Annotated in this window: 22 protein-coding genes; 11 read left to right on the top strand and 11 right to left on the bottom strand. The window is 69.1% G+C overall.

The annotated features are described in order from the left end of the window. Positions 1–6: 6 nt before the first annotated feature. Positions 7–2,553 carry a serine/threonine-protein kinase gene (locus tag ML539_RS15400; protein ID WP_279341531.1) on the bottom strand — a complete coding sequence of 849 codons (2,547 nt, stop codon included), beginning with the start codon at positions 2,551–2,553 and terminating at the stop codon, positions 7–9. A gap of 65 nt (positions 2,554–2,618) precedes the next feature. Then, the gene (locus tag ML539_RS06320) at positions 2,619–4,001 is read right to left on the bottom strand and encodes an IgA Peptidase M64 (protein ID WP_243321771.1); all 1,383 of its coding nucleotides are present in this window, start codon (positions 3,999–4,001) and stop codon (positions 2,619–2,621) included. A gap of 46 nt (positions 4,002–4,047) precedes the next feature. On the opposite strand from ML539_RS06320, the gene ML539_RS06315 reads away from it, so the two are divergent. Together ML539_RS06315 and ML539_RS06310 are read left to right on the top strand one after the other, a co-directional pair. Continuing rightward, a complete protein-coding gene (locus tag ML539_RS06315; protein WP_243321769.1) occupies positions 4,048–4,347 on the top strand; it encodes a YhbY family RNA-binding protein in 300 nt (99 codons plus the stop codon). 48 nt (positions 4,348–4,395) lie between these two features. After that, positions 4,396–6,501, top strand: coding sequence for an FHA domain-containing protein (locus ML539_RS06310; protein ID WP_243321768.1), 2,106 nt, complete (start codon positions 4,396–4,398; stop codon positions 6,499–6,501). An 8-nt stretch (positions 6,502–6,509) separates the two neighbouring features. Here the strand turns inward: ML539_RS06310 and ML539_RS06305 are convergent, their stop codons facing one another. Next, entirely contained in the window at positions 6,510–7,067 is a 558-nt protein-coding gene (locus ML539_RS06305; protein WP_243321766.1) for a 5-formyltetrahydrofolate cyclo-ligase, read from the bottom strand. A gap of 68 nt (positions 7,068–7,135) precedes the next feature. Here ML539_RS06305 and ML539_RS06300 point away from each other — a divergent pair, with 68 nt between their 5' ends. After that, positions 7,136–8,335 (top strand): phospholipase D-like domain-containing protein, encoded by a 1,200-nt coding sequence (locus ML539_RS06300; RefSeq protein WP_243321764.1) that lies wholly within the window; start codon positions 7,136–7,138, stop codon positions 8,333–8,335. A gap of 9 nt (positions 8,336–8,344) precedes the next feature. Here the strand turns inward: ML539_RS06300 and mqnE are convergent, their stop codons facing one another. The 6 genes from mqnE to ML539_RS06270 form a co-directional block, all read right to left on the bottom strand. Continuing rightward, entirely contained in the window at positions 8,345–9,472 is a 1,128-nt protein-coding gene (mqnE, locus tag ML539_RS06295) for an aminofutalosine synthase MqnE (protein ID WP_243321762.1), read from the bottom strand. A 196-nt stretch (positions 9,473–9,668) separates the two neighbouring features. Beyond that, complete coding sequence (locus tag ML539_RS06290) at positions 9,669–10,685, bottom strand: quinone-dependent dihydroorotate dehydrogenase (protein WP_243321760.1); 1,017 nt, start codon at positions 10,683–10,685, stop codon at positions 9,669–9,671. Further along, positions 10,685–11,041, bottom strand: a complete 357-nt coding sequence (locus ML539_RS06285) for a hypothetical protein (RefSeq protein ID WP_243321758.1) — start codon at positions 11,039–11,041, stop codon at positions 10,685–10,687. Before ML539_RS06285 ends, ML539_RS06290 begins: the two co-directional genes overlap by 1 nt. A 7-nt stretch (positions 11,042–11,048) precedes the next feature. Further along, complete coding sequence (locus ML539_RS06280) at positions 11,049–11,711, bottom strand: CoA transferase subunit B (protein WP_243321757.1); 663 nt, start codon at positions 11,709–11,711, stop codon at positions 11,049–11,051. A gap of 46 nt (positions 11,712–11,757) precedes the next feature. Next, positions 11,758–13,020 (bottom strand): capsule assembly Wzi family protein, encoded by a 1,263-nt coding sequence (locus ML539_RS06275; RefSeq protein ID WP_243321755.1) that lies wholly within the window; start codon positions 13,018–13,020, stop codon positions 11,758–11,760. A 26-nt stretch (positions 13,021–13,046) separates the two neighbouring features. Then, the gene (locus ML539_RS06270; RefSeq protein WP_243321753.1) at positions 13,047–14,852 is read right to left on the bottom strand and encodes a peptidylprolyl isomerase; all 1,806 of its coding nucleotides are present in this window, start codon (positions 14,850–14,852) and stop codon (positions 13,047–13,049) included. 135 nt (positions 14,853–14,987) lie between these two features. Here ML539_RS06270 and ML539_RS06265 point away from each other — a divergent pair, with 135 nt between their 5' ends. Further along, positions 14,988–16,064: a class I SAM-dependent methyltransferase gene (locus ML539_RS06265; protein ID WP_243321751.1), complete on the top strand. Its 1,077-nt coding sequence runs from the start codon at positions 14,988–14,990 to the stop codon at positions 16,062–16,064. 6 nt (positions 16,065–16,070) lie between these two features. Here ML539_RS06265 and gmd read toward each other — a convergent pair whose 3' ends face one another. Beyond that, a complete protein-coding gene (gmd, locus tag ML539_RS06260) occupies positions 16,071–17,114 on the bottom strand; it encodes a GDP-mannose 4,6-dehydratase (protein ID WP_243321748.1) in 1,044 nt (347 codons plus the stop codon). Between the two features lie 71 nt (positions 17,115–17,185). Next, the gene (locus ML539_RS06255; RefSeq protein WP_243321746.1) at positions 17,186–18,055 is read right to left on the bottom strand and encodes an NAD(P)-dependent oxidoreductase; all 870 of its coding nucleotides are present in this window, start codon (positions 18,053–18,055) and stop codon (positions 17,186–17,188) included. Between the two features lie 138 nt (positions 18,056–18,193). Here ML539_RS06255 and ML539_RS06250 point away from each other — a divergent pair, with 138 nt between their 5' ends. The 7 genes from ML539_RS06250 to ML539_RS06220 all read left to right on the top strand — a co-directional run bounded on the left by ML539_RS06250 (position 18,194) and on the right by ML539_RS06220 (position 25,605). After that, complete coding sequence (locus ML539_RS06250; RefSeq protein WP_243321744.1) at positions 18,194–19,420, top strand: glycosyltransferase family 4 protein; 1,227 nt, start codon at positions 18,194–18,196, stop codon at positions 19,418–19,420. Between the two features lie 27 nt (positions 19,421–19,447). Then, a complete protein-coding gene (gene aroC / locus ML539_RS06245) occupies positions 19,448–20,572 on the top strand; it encodes a chorismate synthase (RefSeq protein WP_243321743.1) in 1,125 nt (374 codons plus the stop codon). A gap of 84 nt (positions 20,573–20,656) precedes the next feature. Continuing rightward, positions 20,657–21,820 (top strand): NAD(P)-binding domain-containing protein, encoded by a 1,164-nt coding sequence (locus ML539_RS06240; RefSeq protein WP_243293475.1) that lies wholly within the window; start codon positions 20,657–20,659, stop codon positions 21,818–21,820. Next, entirely contained in the window at positions 21,817–22,695 is an 879-nt protein-coding gene (gene hemC / locus ML539_RS06235) for a hydroxymethylbilane synthase (protein ID WP_243321741.1), read from the top strand. Before ML539_RS06240 ends, hemC begins: the two co-directional genes overlap by 4 nt. Beyond that, on the top strand, positions 22,692–23,381 hold the full coding sequence (locus ML539_RS06230) for a uroporphyrinogen-III synthase (protein ID WP_243321739.1): 690 nt from the start codon (positions 22,692–22,694) through the stop codon (positions 23,379–23,381). The genes hemC and ML539_RS06230 overlap by 4 nt, the downstream gene beginning before the upstream one ends. Beyond that, entirely contained in the window at positions 23,375–24,352 is a 978-nt protein-coding gene (hemB, locus tag ML539_RS06225) for a porphobilinogen synthase (RefSeq protein WP_243321737.1), read from the top strand. The genes ML539_RS06230 and hemB overlap by 7 nt, the downstream gene beginning before the upstream one ends. Then, positions 24,349–25,605 carry a glutamate-1-semialdehyde 2,1-aminomutase gene (locus ML539_RS06220; protein ID WP_243321734.1) on the top strand — a complete coding sequence of 419 codons (1,257 nt, stop codon included), beginning with the start codon at positions 24,349–24,351 and terminating at the stop codon, positions 25,603–25,605. The genes hemB and ML539_RS06220 overlap by 4 nt, the downstream gene beginning before the upstream one ends. The last annotated feature ends 30 nt before the right edge of the window (positions 25,606–25,635 follow it).

Below are 25,635 nucleotides of genomic sequence, written 5' to 3'. Positions count from 1 at the left end.
GGGCGTCTAGCGCAAGCCCTCGTAGAGGTAGAGCTCGGACAGCACCCTGCGATAGGCGTAGGCGTATCCCCTGGCGTCCGGCGTGAGGAGGAAGTTGCTGACCGTCATCCCCGCAAGGTCTTCAGGGGCGATCTCCAGAAGCTTCTTCCGAGCCCCGGTGGCGAGGTCGAGGTGCGTCACGGTGCAGGGCATCTCGTGCAGGTCCACCACCCATAGTCCCTTGCCATCAGGCGCCCACCGCACCACGCGTTCCATGGCGCGGAGGCCCGGGATGGGTTGGGACTTGCCGTCGTCCAGGGAGAGGATCCGGTCCTCCTGCTCGCTGAGGCGGGTGGTGATGCGGCGCCCGTCCGGGCTGATGGGCTGTCCGAAGAACTGGTACCCCGGCGCCGTCAGGGACTCCGCTGGCCGGCCGTCCAGGGGGATGGCGAAGAGCCGGGTTCCCTCGCCGGGGCGGTTGGCCTGGACCAGCAGGCGGCGGCCATCGGGGAACCAGCGCAAGCGGTGGATGGTCTCCAGGCCGGAAGAAGCGAGGGTCAGGACCTCCCCGGCCCCGGTCGGGAAGATCTGGATCTCGTTGCGGGCTCCCGGAACGAGCGCCGCCACCCGGTGCCCATCGGGACTGAGGATGGGGTAGGCGCCCTTGGCCAGCCGCACCGCCGGGCTTCCATCCGTCTTCCTCAGGTAGATGTCGTACTGGATCCCCGAACCTTCACCCTGCTCGTTGAAGATGAGGGTGGACCCGTCGGCGGAGAGATCCTGCACCAGGGACCAGTCCAGCCAGGAAAGCTCGCGTTCGCGGTCGGCACCGGGCCGCAGGCTCTGGATGCCCGTGCGCATCACCTCCTTGGCGAGGAGCACTCGGCGTCCGTCGCGGGAGATGTCATGGAGCGTGAGGGGGGCGGGCACATTCAGGACGAGCCTTGGTTCCCCTGACCCGACGGCATAGAGGCCCCTGGCCACGCCGTGCGTGGCGGCCGTGAACCAGACCTCGTTCCCCTTCCAGGCCAGTCCCTGGATGCTGGGCCAGGCCCCGGTCAGGGGATGGCGGTTTCCCTGCCGGTCCACCACGACGGGATAGCCCGCATCGTCGCCGGACACCGGATGCTCCAGGTAGGCGACCCGATCGCCCTTGGGCGAGACCCTGGGGTGGCTGATCCAGCCGGAGGATTCGGCGATGGGGTGTCCCAGCGGGAACTCGAGGCGGGCCTTGCCGTCCGCATTGCGGACCACCAGCAGCTCCGATCCATCCGGGCTCCAGTCCGCGGCCACCACCTGCTCCATCAGGGCTCGCGGGGCGCCTCCGGCCAGGGGAACCACCCCCAGGGTGCCCCGCCACATCCAGCTCTGGATGGGGCGGCTGCCCAGGGCGACGGCGAGCTCTCCGGTGCGGGAGAGGCCCAGGAGATCCGCCTCGGGCAATTCAAGGGTGCGGCTCTCGGGGCTGTCGGGGCGGGTGGACTGGACCATGAGCGGGCCGCCAGACCAGGCGGCGCTGTAGAGCACCTCCTGGCCATCGGGGCTCAGCCGCGCGTTCCGGATCAGCCCCTGCCGGAAGGTGAGCCGCTTGAACGTGGGCGGTTCCCGGTGGTCCAGGTGATGGCCGAGGCCGAAGCCCAGGCCTCCCAGGACCAGCGCGAGGGCCACCCACCCCACCCGGCCCTGGAAGATGCGGGCCAGCCCCTGGAGCGTCACCCCCTTGCGTTGGAGGGCCGCCAGGCGGGATGCCAGCTGCTGGGCCGTGGGGAGGCGGTCTTCCGGATTCTTCTCCAGGCAATGCTTCAGGAGGTCGATGAGCTCGGGCGAATAGGGGCTGGGGGATGCGGTCCGCATCGGCGGCTCATCCTTGAGGATGGCGTTGAGGACCTCCACCGGCGACTCTCCCGAGAAGGCGCGGCGGCCGAACAGCATTTCGTACAGCAGGATGCCGCAGACGAAGAGGTCAGCCCTTGGATCCACCTCCCGCCCACGGATCTGCTCCGGAGCCATGTAGCCGACCGTGCCCATCATGGTCCCGACCTGGGTCTGGTGGCTCGTTTCGGGGCGCTGGATCAGGGTCTGCTCATCCAGAAGGGTCGGGAGCGCCTTCGAAAGGCCGAAGTCCAGGATCTTGAGGCGGCCCTCCTTGGTGATGAATAGGTTCCCCGGTTTCAGGTCCCGGTGGATGATCCCCCGTTCGTGGGTGGCCGCCAGCCCCAGGGCCAACTGGTGGGCCAGGTCCATGGCCTCATCCGGAGGGAGGGCGCCGCGCAGGAGGCGCTCATGGAGTGTCTCGCCCTCGAGGAGCTCCATGGCGATGTAGGGTGTCGGGCCATCCGTGTCCCAGCCGTAGATCGCCGGCAGGGCGGGGTGCTCGATGGCCGCCAGGGTCCGTGCCTCCTGCTGGAAGCGGGCCAGCCGCTCGTCAGCCTGGGCCGAGGCGTGGCCCAGTACCTTGAGGGCCACGGGGCACTGGGTCCGAGTATCCAGGGCACGATAGACCTGCCCCATCCCGCCCAAGCCAAGGGGAGACTGGATCTCATAAGGGCCAAGCCGGGTTCCGGGCGGGATCATGGGGGTGGGAAGATTGTGGCTTTGATTAAAGAGAAATCCAAGTCGAACTTCCAGGCCCGTGTCCGCTATTTTGCGTACTGCCGGATGACCCGCTCGATGGCGGCCCGGCACGCGGCGCAGAACCCGACCTCGTCGCGCGTGAACATGAGGCAGTCCTCCTGGCTTCGGAAGTAACCCTTGGCCTCGTAGTTGGCGCCCTCGAAGGCGCCCACCTTCCCGCTGTGGGCGTCGGTGCCCAGGAGCTTTGTCTCGAAGACCTTCTCCCGCGCGAAGAGCGCGTCCATCTCGGACTCGGGCTTGTTGGCGGCGCGGATGGCGCGGCGCTCCTTCTGGTAGGCGTGGCTGTGCGCTTCGAATTCGTCCTTCTTCCAGGGGGTGGGCAGGGGCACGCCGGGGCTGAGAAGGGCGCCCCACTTGGGCTGCTTCGGGTGGGCGGTGACATTGGGCTCCCAGGGCTCGGGCCGCTCGGGGCTGTTGGTGACGGCCACGTCCGAGGTGTAGTACTCGTCCGCCAGGCCCGCGAAGTGGTGGCCGAACTCGTGCACGAACAGGTAGCCGATGGTGCTGTTGCCCGCCGAGGCCGTGCTGTAGAGGTTGTGGATGCCGCCGCCGCCGTAGGTCTCGGAGTTGGTGAGGATCTCCACGAACTCGTAGGGGGCCTGGGCCGCGATGTCGCGCCAGGTCCGGTTGTCGAAGGTCAGCACGTAGCGTTCGCTGCCGAAGGCGTCATAGGTGGCGCCAAGCGGAGAGCGCTTGTGGACGCCGGTGGAAGGCCGGGAGATGCCGCTCTCCTTCGCGGGCGGGCAGAGGGCCCAGACGTTGAAGTCGTTGCGGTGCTCCTTGAAGGGCGTCTGCTGGAAGAGCAGCTCCATGACCTTGCGCGCCTGCTGCTCGAACTTGCCCCGCTCGGCGGCCGTGTAGCCGTCGCCCAGGATGAGGAAGTCCACTTTGTCCGCCGGATCGCCGGCCTTCTGGAGGGCGATGAGGGTACCGGCTTCGGGAGCCGGGGCCCGCTCGATGAGGGGGTCCTTCGGATCGAGGTCGAAGGTCCAAAGGGTCCGGAAGACGTTCTTGGCATCCCGCTTCTTCACCTGGATGCGCACCGGCGCGTCGGGCTGGGGGAAGCGCAGGGATTCGGAGAAGCTCCGGCTGAGGGCCTTCGCCTCGTCCGTGGTCTCCCACTCGCCGTAGATGCTGGCGAAGCCGCGTGAATAGAGGATCTTCCCCGTGGCCTTGTCGGCCACCTCGAAGCAGTACTTCCCGAGGTTGCTGTCATCGACGGCCTTGGTGAGGTCGCCAGGCCAGGGCAGGGGCTCCAGCACCACGCGGTCCACCCCGAAGCGTTCCGAGGCCGCATCCCCGGTATGGCCGTAGTCCACCCGCAGGGTGCGGGGCGGGGCAGCCAGGCAGGCCAGGGCCGTGAGGGAGAACAGCAGGCGACGGATCATGGGGGCACCTCGCCTTCGAGGATAGACTGGTCCCCTGGAGTCACGAATGCTCACCTCGAAACAGCGCCAGTTCCTCAAGGCCGAGGCCCATCACCTGAAGCCCGTCATGCATGTGGGCAAGGGCGGGGTGTCGCCGGCCCAGGCCACGGAGCTGGACGTGATGGTGGACAGCCTCGAACTGGTGAAGATCAAGATCAACCAGAACAGCTTCGAGGACGAGGCCTCCGCGGCCGCGGCCCTTTGCGCCGCCGTGCCGGGGCTGGAGCATGTCTGGACCATCGGCCACACCATGCTGTTCTTCCGGCCGAGTCGGACCCATGACACGCGGTATCCTTTGCCCACCTGATCCGAGCCCGACGCACATCCACCCCAGGAGCCCGCCCGAGGAGTTCCGATGCCCTACTTGTCATGGATGGAGGGGAGCCAGCCCTTCCGGCATGCCGTGGTGGAGGACCTCTGCGTCCTGGGCCGGGATCCGCTGGGCTGCGGGCTGAGCCGGCCGGGACAGGGTACTGTCTCACCGGTCCATGCCGTCCTCTCGAAGACCGAGGGTGCCTGGTGGGTGAAGGACCTGGGCTCCATCAGCGGCACCACCCTGAATGGACACGCGGTCGGTTCCGCGCCGGAGGGCCCTCTGCGCGATGGGGATGAGCTGGCGCTGGGTTCCTGGCGCCTCACCTTCACCCACGGCTTCCCGGGGTTGGACGGGACGACCTTCGCCGAGCACGTGGGGGACCTCTTCGACGAGATCCGCCTGCAATCGGACCGGCCGGCCTGGTACCTCGCAGAGCTGAAGCAGCTCTACGGCGCCACGGAGCGGCTGCTGGGGGAAGCCGATTCCAACACCCTGGGACGCGCCCTCCTCGAGGAATCCCTCCGCCTAACCTCGGCCGACCGAGGCCTGTTCGTCGCACGGCTCGAACCGGGCGGCTGGCGGGTGATCCACGCCGCTGGAGAGGCCACGGAGGAGCTTGCCCCCCCAGCGTCGGTGCTCGCCTACGTGGCCCGCGAGTGCACCTCCATCCTTTCGAACCAGCCCCTGGCGGACCCCAGGTTCGAGGAAGCCGGCGCGCTGGAAGACAGCCCCGGCTGCTTCCTCTGCGCGCCGCTGATGGAGGAAGGGCAGGCCTTCTCCGCCCTCTACCTCGAGCGCCAGCCTGGCGGAATTCCATTCACCCGGCTCGATCTGGCCACCCTCCAGGCCTTCTCCCGCCGCGGCGTTCTCGTCCTGCGGCAGGCCCGTCTCCAGCGGAAGGCCGTCGAGCAGGCCGAGCAGCAGGGCGAGCTCCTGCGTCTCCGCAAGCAGATCCAGCAGGACTCGGAATGCTGGGATGAGCTGCTGGCGGCCATGGTCGGCTCGGTCCGCCGGATCCAGAGCTGGGTAAGGGAGCAACAGGACCCGGAAGGGGATGCTCTCCGATTCCACCTGGAGCGCCTTGCTGCCCTGGTCGAGGAGGGACGGTGCCAGGACGATCCCAGGACGCCCGCGGCGACCGGGCAGTCGATCGGGCTCGCCTCCCTGCAGGAGGACCTGGCGCTGCGGTGGCGCTCCCTGCTGGACCTCCGGGGCATCCGATGGACGGCCGATCCTCCGCCCCAGGGGGCGGTGTGGTGGCTGGGCGGATCCCTGCTGCTGGCGCTGGACGGCCTGGTGGAACCCCTGGTCATGCAGCTGCCTCCCGGCGCGGAACTGACGGTCCGGTGGGGCCACGAACCCGGGCGCTACCTGCTGAGGATCCAGTTCTCGGCTGGACTCCGGGGGCCCTCGCCGGACGGCTGGAGCCAGCGGGTGCTGAAGGAATCAGGTATCCGCTGGCGCTGGGCGGACCGCCTGCTGGAGGTGCTCCTGCCGGAGGGACCAGAAGCCATGCCGGACGAGCCGATGCGGCCCCTGCTGGGCCTGGTCAGCGAGGACCTCGGGCTGGTGGGCCTGTTCCAGGCCGTGGCCGAGGCGGGAGACCTGGGGCTCCTGCCGCTGGAATCCGAGCCCCCTCCGCCGCCCCTGCCGATCCACCGCTTCCTCGTCATCGACGCCAAGGGCACACCGGATGCCGAGGCGACCATCCGGGCCTACCGCCGTCATCCCGCCTTCGCCACCACGCCGATCCTCGTCGTCCGATGCGCCGAGGGGGATACGCCTGGCCTGATCGAGGCCGGCGCCACGGACTGGCTGGCCGATGGGTTCGGCTGGGAAGCGCTGCACCAACGCCTGCGGGTGCTGCAGGGCCACACTGAACTCCGCCAAAGGGCCCTGGCGGCCGAGCGCCTGGAATCCTTCCGCCAGATGGCCGGCACCCTCAAGCATGAGATCAACAACCCGCTGGCGGTCATCTCGATGCAGGTGGAGATGCTCCAGCGGAAGTATCCGGAGGAGGCCAAGCTCGCCAAGATCGGCGAGATGGTCGATCGCATCCAGGGCCTGCTGCAGGTGCTCCAGAAGATGCGGGAGACGCCCACGGAGGGCTATGCGGATGGGTCAAGCATCCTGAAGCTGGGGTAGGGGAGCTGTCAGCTGTCAGCTGTCAGCTGTCGGAAGCCGCGTTCGCTGAGCAGGGCCTGCACGGGCCAGTCGTGGGGGTCCACGGGGATGGGCAGGTGCATCTGGGCCTCGAAGCCCACGCCCACGGTGAGGACCTCCTCCGGCAGCCTGGCGAGAAGGGCGTCGTAGAAGCCGCGGCCATAGCCGATGCGGTAGCCCTCGTCGTCGAAGGCGAGGCCTGGCACGAGCAGCAGCTGCACCGGCGGAAGGAAGTGCTGGGCCAGGGCCGGCTCGAGGAGGCCCCAGTGGCCTTTCTCCAGGGGTTCCGTGCCCCAGGCCAGCCGGGGAGGCTGGGTCGAGGCCACCCGGGGGAAGAACCAGAGCCAGTCCGGATGGGCTGCCACCGTGGGGCGCAGGTCGATCTCGGAGCCGAAGGGCCAGAACGCTCCCACGCGGGTCAGGCGGCGGTCGCGGCAGAAGCGGTCGAGGTGGGTGGCGATGGCGGCGGACCAGCCAGCGCGGTCCGCCGCCGGCAGCGCGTCCCGGCGGGCCTTGAGGTGGGCGCGGTACTCGGCTTTGGTTTCCACGCCTTCACCACACCAGACCGGCGCCCGCCCCGTCAACGGAGTATCCTCGCACCTGGAGCGATGCCGCCATGACCCCACGTTCCCTGCTGCTGACCCTCGCCGCCGGCTTGGCCCTCGGGGCCTTCCAGCCCGCCCGGGCGCAACCCGGAGACCAGAACCCGGCCACCACCACCCTGGTTCAGTCTGTTCCGGTCGAAACGGGCCTGGCGGATCCCACCTTGGCGTTCGCCAAAGATGCCTGGGTGGCGATGATCCGCGAGGCGAAGGCCAGCGTGGATGCGGCGGAGTTCTACGTCACCAACCGCCCCGGCAGCGCGCTGGAGCCCGTGCTCGTGGAGCTGGAGAAGGCCGGGGCCCGTGGGGTGAAGATCCGTTTCCTGCTCTCGGCAAAGATGCTCGACCAGGATCCCGCCTCGGTGGCCCGGATCCGGAACATTCCCGGCGCGGAGGTGCGGAGCTTCGACCTGGTCGGCGTCTCCCGGGGCATCCTCCATGCCAAGTACTTCGTGGTGGATGGCCGCGAGGCGGCCCTGGGCAGCCAGAACTTCGACTGGCGGGCCCTCGAGCAGATCCATGAGCTGGGCGTCCGGACCACGGATCCCCGGATCGTCACCCGGCTCACGGAACTGTTCGCCCTTGACTGGGCCTTCGCCGGAAACCGGAAGCTGCCGGACCTTCCGGGCCGGTCTGTCCCCGTCCTCCGGCCCGACACAGAGTTGGTGGCCAGCCCGCCCTTCCTCACCCCGAAGGACATCCGGGCCGCCATCGACGCCCTGGTGGAGCTGATCGGCCAGGCGAAGCAGAGCGTGCGGGTGCAGTTGCTCACCTATTCGCCCATCGCGGGACAGGACCGCTTCTGGCCGGTGCTGGACGATGCCCTGCGGGCCGCCGCGGTGCGGGGGGTCCATGTGCGCCTGATGGTGTCCGACTGGGTGCTGGGCGGCCGCGCCCTGCCGCACCTCAAGGCCCTGACACTGATCCCGAATCTGGAGGTGAGGGTGGTCTCCATTCCCGAGGCGAAGGAGGGGCACATTCCCTTCGCCCGCACCATCCACAGCAAGTACCTGGTGGTGGACGGCATGCACCTGGCCCTGGGCACCAGCAACTGGGAGGAGAGCTACTTCACGGATTCGCGCAACGTCGAGCTCATCTTCCGGGACTCGCCCCTGGCCGCCCAGGCAGTGCGCATCCACGACCGACTCTGGAACAGCTCCTACGCCTTCCCGCTGGACCCGGCGAAGGTTTATGAAAAGCGGAAGGTGGACTAGGCGGTCTACCTAGACCTGGGCATAGACGTTGTAGAGGTTGTCCCGCTCCAGGGCATCGAAGCCGGCGTCTTCGATGAGGCGCACCAGCTCGTCGCGGCGGAGGCCCTGGGGGGTCTTGGCGCCGGCGTCATGGGCGATCTCCTCCGCGATGACGGTGCCGTCCACGTCGTCCGCCCCGTAGCTCAGGCCGGCCTGAGCCAGGCCCGGCGAGATCATCACCCAGTAGGCCTTGATGTGCGGGATGTTGTCGAGCAGCAGCCGGGCCACGGCGATCTCGCGCAGGTCCTGCGTCCCTGTGGTCTCGTGGATGACGTGCGTGGCGCTCAGCTCGTTGTCCTCGTTCTGGTAGGCCAGGGGGATGAAGGCCAGGAAGCCCTGGTAGCCCGCGGCCTGGGAGCGGTCCTGCAGGTTGCGCAGGCGCAGCAGGTGGTCCACCCGGTGGCGGGCCTCCTCGATGTGGCCGTAGAGCATGGTGCAGTTGGTGGGCAGGCCCTTGCGGTGGCACAGTGCCGCCGTGTCCAGCCACACCTGGGCGTCCTTCTTGCCGATGCAGATCTGCTCGCGCAGCGCCTCGTCGAAGATCTCCGCGCCGCCGCCGGGGCAGCTCTCCAGGCCCGCGGCCATGCAGCGGTCCAGGAAGGCCTCGGTGCTCAGGCCCGAGATGCGGGCGTAGTAGTCCATCTCGATCATGGTGAAGACCTTGAGGTGGATGGACGGGAATCGCGCCTTGATCTTCGTGAACAGGTCCTCGAAGTAGTCGATCTTGAGCTTGGGATTGTGGCCCGAGGTCATGTGCAGCTCGCGGACACCGGCGTTCTCGGGCTTCTCCAGCTCGGCGATGATCTGCTCGGCCGAGAGGGCGTAGGCCCGGGGGTCGCCGGGCTTGGCTTGGAAGGCGCAGAACTGGCAGTGGGTGAAGCAGACGTTGGTGTAGGACAGCCGGCGGCTCATGACGTAGTAGGCGGCCCGCCCGTTCTTCTGGAGGCGCACGTGGTGGGCCATGGCGCCCACGCCCGTGAGATCCGGGCTCTCGTAGAGCAGCAGACCGTCGTCAAAGGTCAGGCGCTCGCCGCGCAGCACTTTGTCCGCCAGGGGCAGCAGGCGCGGGTCACGGATCTTCGAATGGAGTGACAACATCGAAACCTCGATCCATCAGTTTAACGCCCCGGCAAGGAATCGGTCTCCTTCTGAAAAGGAACCATGGGAAAGCGGAGGAAAGCGGAGAAGCTGAGGAAAGCTGAGAAAAGCGGCAGGAGGCACCTGGATCACGATGGCCTCCGCTCTCCTCCGCCTTTCCGCTTTCCTCCGCTTATCAAATGCCTTCTGCCTTTGTTTATTCCAGCCCTTCATGGATGCGGCGCACGAGGCTGGGGCCCTCGAAGATGAGGGCGCTGTAGATCTGGGCCAGGGCTGCACCGTCGTCCAGGGCGCCCAGCACGTCCTCCGCGGTCCCCAGGCCGCCGCAGGCCACCAGGGGCAGGCGGCCGCGCAGGGCGGACAGGATGCGCTTCCGAACCTCCCGGGCTCTGGGCTTCAACGGCGCGCCGCTGAGGCCTCCGGCGCCCTTGGATTCCACCAGGGCCCGCAGGGGTTCGGCCACGACGCCGCGATCCAGCGTGGTGTTGGTGGCAATGAGCCCGGAGATGCCCGAGGCCACGGCCGCCTCCACGATGGCATCCAGGTCCTCCGGGGCCAGATCCGGCGCCAGCTTCAGCAGCAGGGGCTGGCGCTCCAGGCCCATCTCCTGGCGCAGGTCCAGCATGCCTGCCAGCAGAGGCTTGAGGGCCTCCGGCGCCTGCAGGTTCCGCAGGCCCGGCGTGTTGGGGCTGCTCACGTTCAGCGCGATGTAGTCCACCTGCGGCGCGATCAGCCGGTAGGCCGCTCGGTAGTCGTCCAGAGCCTGAGCTTCGGGCGTCTCCTTGTTCTTGCCCAGGTTGCCGCCCACGATCAGGCCCGCCGGGCGGCGCTTCAACCGCGCGGCCACCACGTCCGCGCCCTCGCTGTTGAAGCCCATGCGGTTGAGGATCAGGCCCGCTTCGGGAAAGCGGAACAGGCGGGGCTTCGGGTTCCCGGGTTGCGGGCGCGGCGTGACGGTGCCGATCTCCACATGGCCGAAGCCCAGGCTCTTCCAGAGGGGCAGCAGGGTGGCGCCCTTGTCGAGGCCCGCGGCCAGGCCCAGGGGGGTGGGGAAGTCGAGGCCGAAGACCGTCCGGCGCAGGGCGGCGGGGTGCTCCGGCTGCGGCAGGCGCGGGAAGGCGCAGGCTCTCGCCCCCAGCCAGAACGCCAGGTTGTGCGCGGTTTCGGGATCAAGGCGGAAGATCAGCGGGCGCAGTGCCCGGTACAGATCCATCACTTCACCGTGACGGTGGCTGAAGCGAGGATGTCAGGGAAGTCCTCCCGGCGAACCTCCACATGGAAGACGCCCGGTGAGGCAGGAGCGGTGTAGAGGCCGGCGCCCGTGATGCTTCCTCCATCAGGCTCCACCACGCGCCATCCCACGGGCTGACGCATGTAGCGGACGCCCTCGGGGTAGTTGATCTCGGCCTGGAAGGCCTGGGTGGTCCCCTTCGCCAGGCTCACGGCCACGGGGCGTAGGCTCAGGGTCGGCTTGAAGGGCTCGGCGGGCTTGGCGGGCACGGTGTTTCCCGGGGCGGTGCAGGCGAAGGCCAGCAGGAGGGGGAGGAGGGGCAGGGCGCGCATCAGCATGGAAACCTCACACTCCGGTCATCTCGGTCACGCGGTCCATCACGAGGGGAGGCTCCGTCCGGGCCTGGACTTCCTCCCGGGTGACACCCGGGGCCACCTCCACCAGTCGCAGGCCTTCGCGGCCAGGCACCACGTCGATGACGGCCAGATCGGTGATGATGCGATGGACGCAGCGCTGGCCCGTGAAGGGCAGGTTGCACTTGCGGAGGATCTTGGGCTCGCCGTCCTTGCTGGTGTGCTCCATCACCACCACCACCCGCTTGGCCGAGGCGACCAGGTCCATGGCGCCGCCCATGCCCTTGACCATCTTCCCCGGGATCATCCAGTTGGCGAGGTTGCCCTCCATGTCCACCTGCATGGCGCCCAGGATGCTGAGGTCGATCTTGCCGCCGCGGATCATGGCGAAGCTGTCGGCGCTGCTGAAGAAGCTGGCGCCCGGCGCCGTCGTCACGGTCTGCTTGCCGGCGTTGATGAGATCCGGGTCCACCTCCTCCGGCGTGGGGAAGGGGCCGATGCCCAGCAGGCCGTTCTCGCTCTGGAGGATGACCTCCATGCCTTCCGGGATCACATTGGCGATGAGGGTGGGGATGCCGATGCCCAGGTTCACGTAGTAGCCGTCACGCAGTTCCTGCGCCGCGCGGCGGACGAGCTGATCGCGGGACAACGCCATGCAGACCTCGAAAAGGGGAACCAGGATAGCGCAGGCGGCCGGAGCCTCAGAAGACGCGGAAGCTCTGGAAGAGGGTGAACGTCCAGCCCCAGCGGGCGGAGGATCCCGGAACCTCGTCCCGCCGCGAGGCCAGGGAGGCGCCGATGCGGCCCGTGGGCGTGCGCCACTGGGCCTCGCCTTGGAGGAACCAGAACCCCGGGGGGAGGGGAGAGGCCGATGTGCCCCGCACACCCCGCAGGCGCCCTTGGCCTTCAAGAAAGAGGGGCATGCCGAGCTCCATCGTCCGGGTGGTGGCTTCGCCGCCGAAGGCGGTGCCCAGGGAGTCGCCGAAGGTCGAGGAGCCCGCGAGGTAGGCTGGCCGAGTGAAGGTCCCTGGATGATTGGACGGAGCGGCCCCGGCGTACTCGAGCCCGAAATCCCACCGGTCCCAGACCAGCTGGAACCCGCCGAGGGTGCGCGCCGGCGTCAGCGTGAGGGCCCGGCTGTCCGGGGCTGTAGTCCGGGACAGGTGGATGGCTGCGCCCCGGGCCCCCGCGAAACGGGCCAGGGCAGGGATCCGCACCTTCACCTCCACCAGGCTCCAGCTTCGGGCGGATGAAGCGGGAGCCGCCCGGCCGGCAGAGTCCTCGCCGCCTTCCATTCGGACGGAGCCGAGGCTGGCCTCCAGCACCGGGCCGAAGGCCGCCCGGATCATGCCTCCGTAGAGCCGGGGCCGGCGCAGATCCAGCCCGCGTGCCTGGGCGGCGAGGCGGGCCTCACGATCGGAGATCCAATCGGGGATGGGGCGATCAGCTTCCAGCCGGCCGGCGAAGGCCTCGGCCTGCCAGTGCCCGAAGGGCAGCGAAGCCTCAGGGGTGCTCCATGAGAGGCGGGGGAAGGGGCGCGCGGCATCGCCCAGCAGGTCGCCGCCATCGAACCCTGCTCCCCAGGCCAACGGCTGCTGTTCCAGGGCCAGCCGCCATCCTGATTCCCACTGGTAGGCGATCGCGGCGCGGAGGAGGTAGCCGCGGGTCATCCCGCCGTCCCGCAGGACCAGGGCCGTGGCGGCCACGGACCAGCTTCCGGTGACGTAGCGGCCCTGGAGGCCCAGCCCCCAGCCCTGCACCGCCTGGCCCAGCCCCTCGCCCCCGACAAGCGGCACGTACCGGCCCTCCGATCCCGCTCCCCCCAGGCCCACTTCCAGGGACGGGAAGGCCAGCGGCGGAAGGGGCTCCTCGCCCGTGGTCCAGGTCCGCTGGGCCTGTCTCAGGGCGGTCGCGCCATCCTGCAGCACGGGGGCCTGGGCGCACAGGCCGGTTGCCAGGCCCATCACCGCGATGGGAAACGGCCAGTGCCTCACGGTTCCAGCACCTTGACGGACAGGATCCTCGCGCCCAGCTCGAGGTCATCGAGGACCTTCATGGCCGCGTCCAGGTTCTCCACCTCGCCCATCCGCGTGTATTTCCCGGTGAGGTGGGGTGTGGCGTTGGTGGTGATGAAGAACTGGCTGCCGCCCGTGTCCTTGCCCGCGAGCGCCATGCCCACGCTGCCGGGGCCGTACCAATCGAGGCTGTCTTCGCAGCGGACGGTGTATCCGGGCCCGCCGTCCATGGTGTCGAAGGGCGAGCCCATCTGCACCACAAAGTCTGGGACCACCCGGGGCACCAGCCGGCCGTTGAAGTAGCCCTTCCTGGCCAGCAGGACAAGATTGGCGATGTTCATGGGGGCGACGGTGGGGTCGAGGCGGAGCGTGATGCTGCGCTTTCCGCTCAGGGAAATGCGGAGTCGGAGAGGCTTGCCGCGCCCGGCGAGGCGGATGGCTTCCCGGAGGATTGCGGTGTCGTTCGCGGTGGGTTTCGGGGCTCTGGGCCAGGGTGTGGCGGGATCCAGCTTCACGAGGGCCTGGTAGGCCTCCCAGCGGCAGGTCCAGTTGGGATGCTGCAGCCAGGGGCGAAGCCGGGCTTTCTGTTCCTCCAGGGGCAGCTTCCACCGGCCATAGCTCTGGATCAGCGTCTGCTGGGGCTCGAACTGGACGTCGGTCCAGACGCGTCTGGTGAGGGCCTCCAGATCGGTGGGGGCCGATGGGAGGTCCTCGATGCCGGCGGCGCGGGCGGTGGCGTCCGTTCCTGCGAGGAGACGCGCCCGGACAAGATCCGCCCGGACCGGGTTTTGGATCCGCAGGGCGGGGAGGAGGGTGCCCATCATCAGGGGGGTGGTGGCGCCGAAGGGAGCCTCCTGGTTCATGAGCGTCCGCAGGCCGGGCAGCGGGGAATCAAGCTTGGCCAGGGCCTGGAATCCGTACCACTGGGCCAGGGGATGGGCCGCACAAGGCCAGGGGCCACCTTCCACGTTGAACGCCTCCGCAGGCGCAGGCCTGGGCACGCCCTCGGCCAGCCTGGAGAGGATGCCCACGCAGGCCACGTCCAGCGTCGCCTGGTCGGGACGGGCAAGGCCGAGCCTGGCCCAGGCTGGGGATTCCGGCGAGAGCGAGGCGAACGCCGTCAGCGCCAGGTCCCGGCGCTGGGGCCAGGGCGCACGGTTCCACGCATCCATCAGCGCCAGAATGCTCCCGGGCGTGGCAGGCACCGGCGGCAGCAGCTCCTTCTCCTTTCCCGCCATCACCAGCCGCAGCCGGCCCGCCTGGGCGCGGACGGGATCAACCTTGCCGGCCTTCTGGAGGGCGTCGAGGAAGGCTCGGAGGCCGGGGGAGATCTCCGCGCCGTTCAGGCGCGCCGTGGCGAGGGACGCCTCCAGGTGCAGATGTCCGGGCCAGGTGGCGGCATCCGCGGCAACGAGGCCATCGAGGGCCAGGAGGGCCTTCGGGCTCTTGAAGCGGTTCAGGAAGAACAGGGCATCGAAGCGCTCCCGGGGCGTCCGGGCCTCCCCGGCCTTCGCCAGCCACAGCGCCTCTGAGGGTTTGTCGAGTTCCGGCGGCAGCAGGGCTGGCGCGCCGGGAGCTCCGATCCGACGGATCGTCCGATCCAGGCGGGCCCGATCCTGCGGCGCCAGGGTCCCTCTCTGGGCGTCCACGAAAGCCAGGGGTTGCCGGGCCCATTCAGCCCGGATGGCGTCGCGGGCGGTGAAGCGGGGGCCCTGGGCGAAGAGGGGCGACACCGCGAGCAGGCCGACTGCCAGGCGGGGAAGGGGGAGCGCAAGGGGCATGGGTGACTCCTCGTGGTCTCATCGGAAAGTTGCCAGTGGCTCTAAGTCTATGCGAATCCTGGAATAGCCACTGCAGGTGTCCAGGTTATGCTGGAGGGCCCACAGCCATGCCCGATCCAGATCTGGAGTTTCCGCATGTCCCACGTTGCCTCGACGGCCCGTCCAGAGAAGGTTCAAGGGGAGGCTCCGGCCTGGTTGAAGGAGCTGGACGCGGCCTCCAGGCCGGTCCCCCAGAAGGGTTCCGGGCTGGGCCGATGGATCTGCCGGCTGGTGGCTCGGGCGGCCATGCGTGGCGGACGGGATCTTGATGCGGACCAGCCCCGGTTCAACGCGGCCCTGGTTGAGGGACTCCGGCAGCTGTCAGCCACCGTGGATGAGCTGGCCTCTTTGCACCAGGCGGCCCTTCGGCAGCCGGATCATCCCATGGGGCTGCAGGAGGCGGTCCGTACCCTCCGGGAGGATCTTCGTGCGATCCAGCAGCGAATGCCTTCTGGCATCTCCCCCGTGCGGGAGAGTCAGCCGGAAGGTCAGCGGTTCGCTCCGTACTACCGGGCCTTTGAGGATGCCTTCCGCGGAAGCGAGGCGGTGATCGAATCCCGGCTGGAGGTATACCTGCCCCATGTCCGGAAGGCCTTCTCGGGCCTCCGGGATCCTCTGTGGCTCGACCTCGGCTGCGGCCGCGGGGAATGGCTCCGGGTCCTGGCGGGGGTCGGCGTCCGAGGCGTGGGCGTGGACGGCAATGCGGGCATGGCCGAGGCTGCCCGGGCCTCCGGCCTGGAGGTCCAAGTCGGGGACCTGATGGACCATCTCCGCGGCTGCGAGGCAGGAAGCGTGGATGGGCTCAGCGCCTTCCACGTGGTCGAGCACCTGCCTTTGGACCTGCTCGTGGAGCTGCTCCAGGAAGGGTTACGGGTGGTGAAACCCGGTGGTCTCCTCATCCTGGAAACGCCCAATCCCGAGAACCTGCAGGTGGGAGCCCACACCTTCTACCTTGACCCGACCCATCGCAGCCCGGTGCCGCCGGCCTTCCTGGCCTTCCTGGCCGCCCAAGTTGGATGGAGGCAGGGGGACATCCTCCGCCTGCAGGCGGACGAGCGCGACTTGGCTCGGGCGAAGCGAGCATGGCTGGGGAACAAGGCCCTCATGAAGGCCGCGGAGAGCCTGTTTGGGCCCAGGGACTATGCCCTGGTGGCGGTTCGTCCCCTGGCCTGAATCCTCTCAGCGGTACCCGGCGCGGGGCGCCTCGGCGTGGCCGGCCTCGCGGAGCACCTGCTCCTTCTGGGCAAGCTTGAGGTCCGAATCCACCATCATGGCCGCCAGGGCCCGGATGTCGGTCTTCGGCTCCCAGCCCAGGATGCGGCGGCCCTTGGACGGATCGCCTTCCAGGTGGTCCACCTCGGCGGGGCGGAAGTAGCGGGGGTCGATCTCCACGTGCTTCTGCCAGTCCAGGTCCAGGCGCCCGAAGGTGAGCCCCAGGAAGTCGCGGATGCTGATGCTCTCGCCCGTGGCCACCACGTAGTCATCTGGCGCGTCCTGCTGGAGCATGCGCCACATGGCCTCCACGTAGTCTCCCGCGAAGCCCCAGTCGCGCTTCGCGTCCAGGTTGCCCAGGAAGAGCTTGTCCTGGAGCCCCAGCTTGATGCGCGTGGCGGCCCGGGTGATCTTGCGGGTCACGAAGGTCTCGCCGCGGCGCGGGCTCTCGTGGTTGAACAGGATGCCGTTGCAGGCGAAGAGCCCGTAGCTCTCCCGGTGGTTGATCACCTGGTAGTGGGCGTAGACCTTGGCGCAGGCATAGGGGCTGCGGGGCTCGAACCGGGTGCCCTCGTGCTGGCGCGGCTTGGCGCTGCCGAACATCTCGGAGCTGCCGGCCTGGTAGAAGCGGATCTGCTTCTTCGTGTGCTTCATGTAGCTGCGGATGGCCTCCAGCAGCCGGATGACGCCCACGCCCACCACATCCACGGTGTATTCGGGCTGGTCGAAGCTCACGCGCACGTGGCTCTGGGCGCCCAGGTTGTAGACCTCGTCGGGCTGGATCTCGTCCAGCAGGTTCCGCAGGGCTCCGGCGTCGGACAGGTCGCCGTAGTGCAGGAAGAACGAGGGATCCGGCGTCTCGCCCACGTGCAGGTGGTCGATGCGGTCCGTATTGAACAGGCTGGCCCGCCGCACCACACCGTGGACCTGGTAGCCCTTCGACAGCAGCAGCTCGGCCAGGTAGCTGCCGTCCTGGCCAGTCACGCCGGTGATGAGTGCGGTCTTCTGCATGGGGCCCTCGAAGCGGAAACGTTCACTCTACCTTGCCGGAGGGGAATGGAGAAATGGCAATGGCCGAAGATTCACCGTGCGCGGGCGATGGCCTGAAGCGTGTCTTCGAGGCTGTGGGAGGGTCGCCAGCCCGTATCCGCCATCAGTCGCGAGGGGTCACCGACCAAGGTCTCCACCTCGGGGTTCGCGAACAGGGCCGGGCGGTCCTGACCGCAGGCCTTCAACAGGCCACGAACCAGCTCAGACACTCTGGTGGGTCGTCCAGAGCAAAGGTTCCAGATGGAGCCGCTGGGTGCATCGACCTCCAAGAGGCGCAAGTAAGCGTCCATGGCGTCCCGCCAATCGAGGAAATCGCGGATGTCGTCACGGCCCAGCATGCGAATGGGATTCTCACCGCGGCGGATGCGGTCCAGGAGCTCGGGCACCAGCAGGCCGGGAGCCATGCCCGGACCAAGCTGATTGAAAGGACGCACGATGAACACCTTCAGGGCCTTCCGGTGCCTCAGGGCCCACGTCTCCCCCAGGTGCTTGGAGAGGGCGTAGGGGTGGGTGGATCCCAGCGGATCCGTCTCCTTGAGGGAATGGCCGCTCGGCGCGTAGACGAAGGCGCTGGAGGCGAAAATGGCGCGGCACCCCGGCGCGACCGCTGCCAGGTGGTCGAAGACCCGCGCGGTCATGCGCAGGTTGGCGAAGACCAGGTCCTGGGTCCAGGCCAGGCCGGGCACGGAGTAGGCCGCCAGGTGGAAGGCCGCCCCCCATGGCTGATCGCCAGGCAGCGGCAACGGATCGTGGCCCAGCAGGTCCACGGCTCTGCAGCAAAGTCCTGGCGCCTCCTCGCTTCGGGCCCGATCCCAGGATTCGACCTCATGCCCGGCTTCCAGGAGGCGCGAAATAAGGGCCCGCCCCACGAATCCGGACCCTCCGACCACCAGAACTTTCATTGCGTGTGGCTCCATCCATACAGTGGCGAGTTCAAGGCGGCGGGGATCTGTCCTGAGCCGCGCCGTTCATAAGGTGGGGAAATGCTAACATCAAGGTCTTTCAGCCCAAGGCGTGGGCGGACCATGGAGGGGAATTCGATGCGCCTTGGCGTGTTCCACCCAGCTTTCGAGACGGTCGGTGGCGCCGAACTTCTGGTGGCGGCGCAAGCGCAGCATTTTCGGAGCCAGGGCGCCGCACCAGAGATCGTGACCCTCGGATTCGATGCCGACCGCTGGGGGGAGCGCCTTGCCGGAATTCCAGTGCGTACGGTGGAGAAACGGCATTGGACGGACGCCCTCTACGGATGGTCCCGGATGGCCAAGCTGCGGCGCCGCGGGCTTCGCGCCGCCGCGGCCCTGAAGCCGTACGACCTGGTGATCGCCCACAACTTCCCCTCCAGCGCCATGCTGGGGGCGGCCCCCATCCGCGCCCGCAAGATCTGGCAATGCAACGAGCCTCCGCGCGGAATCCACCGCCGCGAGGCGAACCCGGCCCTGGTGGCCAGGGTCCTGGCCTCGGGAGGGCAAGGCCCGGAAGAAGCCACCATCGTCTTCGCGAAGGATCTAGAGGCGCACGATCGGGCCATGGCGGGAAAAACCGACCTTCGGGCCCGCCACGACTACGATCTGGAGGTGGTGAAGGGCCTCGATCTCATCTACGCCATCAGCGAGTTCAGCCGGGACAATGCCCGGCGCATCTACGGCCGGTGCCGGGAGGAAGTGATCTATCCCATCGTGCGGTTTCCCGAAGGTGGCCGGAACCGCGCGGGCCTGGAACGCTCGGTGCGCCGGGTGCTGGTCCATTCCCGCCTGGAGGTGCTGAAGAACATCGATACCGTCATCCGGGGATTCGCCCTCTTCCAGGCTGCCAGCCCGGTTCCCTGCGAGCTTCACGTGGTGGGGACGGGCCCCCTCAAGGAACGGCTGGAACAGCTGGCGGCCGCTAGCTGCAGGGCAGGGTCAGTCCGGTTCCATGGCTACCTCCCGGACGAGGATCTCCGCCGCGTCTACGAAGCCTGCGATGTCCTCGCCCTGCTGACGCTGGATGAACCGTTCGGTATGGTCTATCCGGAGGCTGCGGCCAAGGGGCTCCTCATGGTGGGGCCGGATCATGGCGGCCCACTGGAGATCCTGGATGGGGGCAGGCTCGGGTGGGTGGTCGACGCCTTCTCCCCGGAGGCGCTGGCGGAGGCTCTGGCGCAGGTGTGGCGCCTCGACGACGCCGAAGCGGACCGACGCCGGGAAGCCGCCGATCAGGCCTGCCGGGCTCGGTACGGCATCGAGGCCGTGGGTCCCCAGCTCATGGCGCTTTTATCGGAAGCCTGACCCAGGCCGCCTGAATTAGACTGGGGGATGCTCTTCGACTCCCCTTCTTCCTTCGGCCGGACCTTCCGCATCGTCACGTTCGGCGAGAGCCACGGGCCGGCCGTGGGGGTGGTGATGGACGGTGTGAAGCCGGGGCTGCCGTTCGACCTGGAGGCCATCCAGAAGGAGCTGGATCGCCGCCGCCCGGGCCAGTCGGAGCTGGTGACGCCCCGGAACGAAGCGGATCGCGTGCAGGTGCTCAGCGGCGTCTTCGAGGGGCGCACCACGGGCCATCCCATCGCCCTGGTGGTGTTCAACGAGAACCAGCGGAGCGGCGACTACAAGGCCATCTCAGATTTGTTCCGACCCGGCCACGCGGATCTCACCTATGACCGGAAGTACGGGATCCGCGACCCCCGCGGCGGTGGGCGCAGCAGCGGCCGCGAGACGCTGGCCCGCGTGGCCGCCGGCGCCTGGGCCAGGCAGCAGCTTGCGGGCATGGGGGTGACGGTACGCGGCTTCAACCGCGAGATCGCGGGCATCGCCGGGACCTCGGTGGATTGGGCCTTCGTGGAATCGAATCCCCTCCGGGTGGCCGACCCTGCGACCTTTCCCGATCAGCGGGCCGCCGTGGAGTCCGCCCTGGCCGACGGCGACAGCGTGGGGGGCGTTTGCGAGGTGTGGATCGAGGGACTGCCCGTGGGGCTGGGCGACCCGGCCTTCGGCAAGCTGGACGGCCTGCTGGCCCTGGCCTGCATGTCCATCGGCGCCGTGAAGGGCGTGGAACTGGGCGCCGGCTTCGAGAGCGCCCGCCGCCGCGGCAGCGAGAACAACGATCCCCTGGGCCCGGACGGGCCTCTGAAGAACGACGCCGGCGGCACCCTCGGCGGCATCAGCACGGGCGCCCCGGTGGTGGTGCGCCTGGCCGTGAAGCCCACCAGCTCCATTTCGAAGACCCAGAAGACCATCGATCGCGACGGTCATGCCGCGGACATTTCGACCAAGGGACGCCACGACCCCTGCATCGCCCCACGCATCGTGCCGGTGGCGGAAGCCATGTGCGCCCTGGTGGTCTACGATGCCTGGCTCACCCAGCAGGCGCTTCGGGAGGGCTCGGTGGCGCCGCTGGCGGAATGGGACTGGCAGGCCATCGAGGAGCTGTTCCGGGGATGATCGTTGTGATGACCGCCACGTTCATGGCGCCATGACGAACTGATGACCTTGCCCGCCCAGGGCCAATTGACAATCGGATCCGATATGGAACCCGTCCTCCTCAGTTTCCACGCTCCCATCCATGATCTGGAGCAGGTGGCCCAGCATGTGGTGCGGGATGGCGTGCCGGCCCGCCTGCGGGACTGGCAGCGTGCCACCGGTGCCCGGGAGCTGGTGTACCTCGCTACCTGCCAGCGGGTGCTATGGATGGTGTGGGGCGGCGATCCCGCCGCGCTGGATCCGGGTCCGGGCGTACGCCGCTATGAAGGCGAAGAGGCCTGGGTGCATCTCCTGGCGATGTCCGCCGGGCTGGAGTCCGCCAACCTGGGCGACCGCGAGATTCCCGGCCAGATGAAGGATGCCCTCGAGCAGGCCCGCCAGGTGGGCGTGGCCGGCGACGAGGCCCAGGCGGTGTTCGAGGACGTAATCCGCGAAGGCCAGCGCCTGCGGTCCCGCCTCGGCCTGGCCGATGGCAACGTCAGCGTGGCCACGGTGGCCCTCAAGCACCTCTGCGAGGGGCTGCCCGAGGGCTCGGCCATCGCCCTGGTGGGCGTGGGTCCCATGACCCAGTACCTGGCCGAGCGCCTGCCGGAGCGCGGCTTCAAGGTGTCGGTCGCCAATCGCACCAAGAGCAAGGCCCATGACCTGGCGGACCCCTTGGGGCTGGCGGTGGTGGACCTCCCCCTGCTCCAGCGCGACCCCGCTGGATTCCAGGCCATCGTGAGCGCCACGGCCGCGCCCGAGCCGATCTTCACGCTGGACGCCTGGCAGACCCTCAAGCGTCCGCTCCTCCGCATCCTTGACCTGGCTCTGCCGCCGGATTCCGAGCCCGGCCTGGAGCAGCTGCCCTGGGTCCACCGCGTGGACCTCTCCGCCTTCCTGGCCCAGACCGCCACGGCGCGGGCCCAGCGGGCCGAGGCCGCCACCAAGGCCGAAGCCTTCCTGGTGGGGGCCGCCGGTCGCCTGCGCCATCGTGCCCATGCGCGGGGCCACAAGCGCCACCTCGCCTCAGCCCAGGAGCGTCTGGATTCCGCCTGGGGCGCCCTGGAGGCCGAGGTGAAGGCCCTGGAAGATTCCATGCAGGGGCTGGACGAGGCCCAGCGTGAGGCCCTCAAGGAAATCCTGACCCGGGGGCGCACGCTGGCCTTCCGCGCCCTCATCCAGACCCAGCCCAAACCGGACCCGAACGGAGAGGCAACCAAACCATGAAGCACGTCACCGTCGCCACCCGCGGATCCGCCCTGGCTGTGGGCCAGGCCGAGCCTCTGGTAAGGTTTCTCGAATCGAAGGGATACGAAGTGTCCTGGCGGAAGTTCTCCACCTCCGGCGACCAGTGGCTCCAGGGCCCCCTGGACAAGCAGGTGGGCGGAGGCTTCTTCACGAAGGAGCTGGAGGACGCCATGGTCGCCGGCGCGGCCGACCTCCTCATCCACAGCCTGAAGGACGTCTCCCTCGAGCGCCCCGCGGGCATCGTCTCCGCCTGCATCCCCAAGCGAGAGGACCCCTCCGACTGGCTGGTGATGCGACCGGACGCGCCCGAGGATCTCACCATCGGCACCAGCGCTGTGCGGCGCGAGCGTGTCCTCAGCCAGCTCTTCCCCAAGGCGCGGTTCACCTGGATCCGCGGCAACGTCCAGACCCGCCTCCAGCGCGTGCGGGACGGCGTCCTGCGGGACGCGCCGATCCACGCCACGCTGCTGGCCGCCGCCGGCCTGAAGCGCCTGGGGCTCGACCTGTCCGGTCTCACGGTCCGTCCCCTGACGCCCGACGAGCTGCCTTCGGCGCCGGGGCAGGGGGCCCTCCTGGCCGAGGCCCGGGCCGACCGGCCTGATCTCGTGGAGGTCCTGGCCGAAGTCCACGATGCCATGACCGCCCGCTGCGTCACGCTGGAGCGCCAGGTCCTGGCGGGAATCGGCGGCGGCTGCCAGCAGCCCCTGGGTGCCCTCGCCACCCCGCAGGCGGACGGCACCCTGCTGCTTCGCGCGGCCTACGCACCGGCCGGGGAGCTCCGTCGTGCCGAGGCGCGAGGCACCAATGACGCGGCCTTGCTGAAGACCGTTCTCCAGGGCATCGGCCTGTCATGACCTCCACGGCCGCGCCCCGCCTGGCCCTGGCCAGGCCCGCCCAGCATCCGCTGGCGGACACGGTGCGCAAGGCCGGCTGGGAACCCGTGCCCTATGCCTTCACCAGCCTGAAGGTCATGGCCCAGGCCCTTCCGATGCCGTTCGAAGCGGCCCAGGCCTTCGTGGCCCTGAGCCCCGCCGGAGCCAAGGTCGCCTCCGCGGCCCTTCCGTCCGGAACGGTCTGCCTCCTCCAGGGAGCCGGCACGGCCGAGGCCCTGGGGCGGGAGGACCTGGAGATCCACCTCCCCGCGGAGGCCCGGGCCGAGGCCCTGTGGGACCTCCTTCGCACCCGGTTTCCCGAGGGCGGCGACTTCATCCTGGCCCGGGGGGAGCGGAGTCGCGAGTACCTGGAGGCGGCGACCCGGGGAAGCGCCTGGCGGATCCATCCCTGGATCACCCACCGCGAGGTGGCCCGAGACCCCTTCCCGCCGCTTCCGGACGTGGATGGGGTGCTGGCCCTGAGTCCCTTCCAGGCGGAGATCCTCGCGCCCATCGCCCTCGGCGTGCAGCGCTTCGCCTGGGGTGAGGCCACCGCCGAGGCCTTCGAGCGGGCGGGCGCGCCCGCGCATGCCCACTGCGAGCCCAAGCCCAGCCTGCTCTGGGCCATGCTCGCGCAACACCTGAAGAAGGAGGAGTCCCCATGCTGAACCGCTCCCGTCGCCTCCGCACCAGCGCGGCCATGCGGAACCTGGTCGCCGAGACCGACCTGCGCCCGCGCCACCTCATCCAGGGTCACTTCGTGCAGCCCCAGCCGGGCCTGTCCGAGATCTCCAGCATGCCGGGCATCTTCAACGCCGGCGTGGAGGAGACCCTGCGCCAAGTGGAGAAGGACCTGAAGCTGGGCCTCACGAACGTGCTGCTCTTCGGCGTGCCCGAGGATGCCCTCAAGAGCGCCGATGCGGCCTATGTGAAGGACGCCCAGGGCGTGGTGCCGAAAACCGTCAGGGCCTTGAAGCAGGCTTTCGGCTCGGACCTCATCGTCATGACGGACGTCTGCCTCTGCGGCGCCACCAGCCACGGCCATTGCGGCCTGGTGGACGACGAGGGCGTGGTGGTGAACGATCCCACGTTGCCGATCCTGGCGGAGATGGCCCTGCGCCATGCCGAGGCCGGCGCGGACGTGGTGGCCCCCAGCGACATGATGGACGGCCGTGTCACGGCCATCCGCGCATTGCTGGACCAGCACGGCTTCACCCGGACCAGCATCCTCAGCTACGCCATCAAGCACTCCGGCGCCTACTACGGCCCCTTCCGCGAGGCGGCCCACAGCAGTCCGAAGTTCGGCGACCGCAAGACCTACCAGATGGATCCCCGCAACGCCCGCGAAGGCCTGCGGGACGCCCTGCTCGACATCGACGAGGGCGCCGACATGCTGATGGTCAAGCCCGCCCTGCCGAACCTGGACCTCATCTGGCGCCTGCGCCAGGTCACTCTGGCGCCCATCTGCGCCTACCACGTGTCCAGCGAGTTCAGCAGCGTGAAGGCTGCGGATCGCCTGGGCTGGGTGAACGGCGACCAGCTGATGTACGAGCACCTCATCGCCATCCGGCGCGCCGGCGCCGACATGATCGTCACCTACGCCGGCCGCGAGGCCGTGGAGAAAGGCTGGATCTCGTGAGCAACGACACCCTCTTCCAGGAAGCCCTGACGCACTTCCCCGGCGGCGTCTCCAGCCCCGTGCGCGCCTTCCGGGCCGTGGGCGGCACGCCCAAGTTCTTCAAGAAGGCCAGCGGCGCCTGGTTCGAGGACGAGGATGGCCAGACGTTCCTCGACCTCTGCATGTCCTGGGGCCCGCTGATCCTGGGCCACGCCCACCCCGACATCCTGGCGGCCGTGACCGAGTCCATGCAGGAGGGCCTCACCTTCGGCGCCCCCAGCCGCCGTGAGCTCGCCCTGGCCCGCAAGATCAAGGAGATGGTGCCCTTCGTGGAGAAGATGCGCTTCGTGTCCTCGGGCACGGAAGCCGTCATGTCCGCCCTGCGCGCCGCCCGCGGCTTCACGGGCCGGGATCGCATCCTGAAGTTCGAGGGCTGCTACCACGGGCACAGCGACGGCCTGCTGGTGAAGGCCGGTTCGGGCCTCATCACCTTTGGCGCCCCCACCAGCGCCGGTGTGCCCAAGGGCATCGCCGAGCTGACCTCCGTGGTCACGCTCGACGACCTGGAAACCCTGGAGCGCACCTTCGCCGAGATCGGGAACGAGCTGGCCGCAGCCATCATCGAGCCCATCCCCGCCAACAACGGCCTGCTGCTCCAGCGTCCCGAGTTCCTCAAGCGGCTGCGCGAGCTCTGCACCAAGCACGGCGTGGTCCTCATCTTCGACGAGGTCATCAGCGGCTTCCGCGTGGCCCCCGGCGGCGCGGCGGAGCGCCTGGGCATCACGCCCGACCTGGCCACCTACGGCAAGATCATCGGCGGCGGCATGCCCGTGGGCCTCTACGGCGGCCGGAAGGACATCATGGGCGTCGTGGCGCCGGACGGCCCGGTCTACCAGGCGGGCACGCTGTCGGGCAATCCCGTGGCCATGGCCGCGGGCCTCGCCACCATGGAGAAGCTGACCCCGACCTTCTACGCCGGTCTGGAAGCCAATGCGGCCACGTGGGCCGAGGCCTTCGAGGCCATTCCCGGCCTCCACTGCCCCCGCTACGGCAGCCTGCTCTGGCCCCTGTTCCAGGACGGCGTGCGCCGCAGCGACGCGGTGAAGGGCGAGGCCATCAGCAGCTTCAACCGCCTCCACAAGGCCCTGCTGGGTCAGGGCGTCTACCTGCCCCCCAGCGGCTACGAAGTGGCCTTCCTCGGCGCGGCCCACGGGGAGCCCGAGCTGGCCCACTTCAAGCAGGCTGTGGCCGCCGTGGCCAAGGAATTCGCCTGATTTCCGAAGGCGCCGGCCACTTCCCCGCGC

This window comes from Geothrix sp. SG200, assembly GCF_022808935.1.
Lineage (GTDB): Bacteria > Acidobacteriota > Holophagae > Holophagales > Holophagaceae > Geothrix > Geothrix alkalitolerans.
Note: the sequence above shows the minus strand (reverse complement) of the source record. Positions and strands in the feature narration are given on the sequence as shown.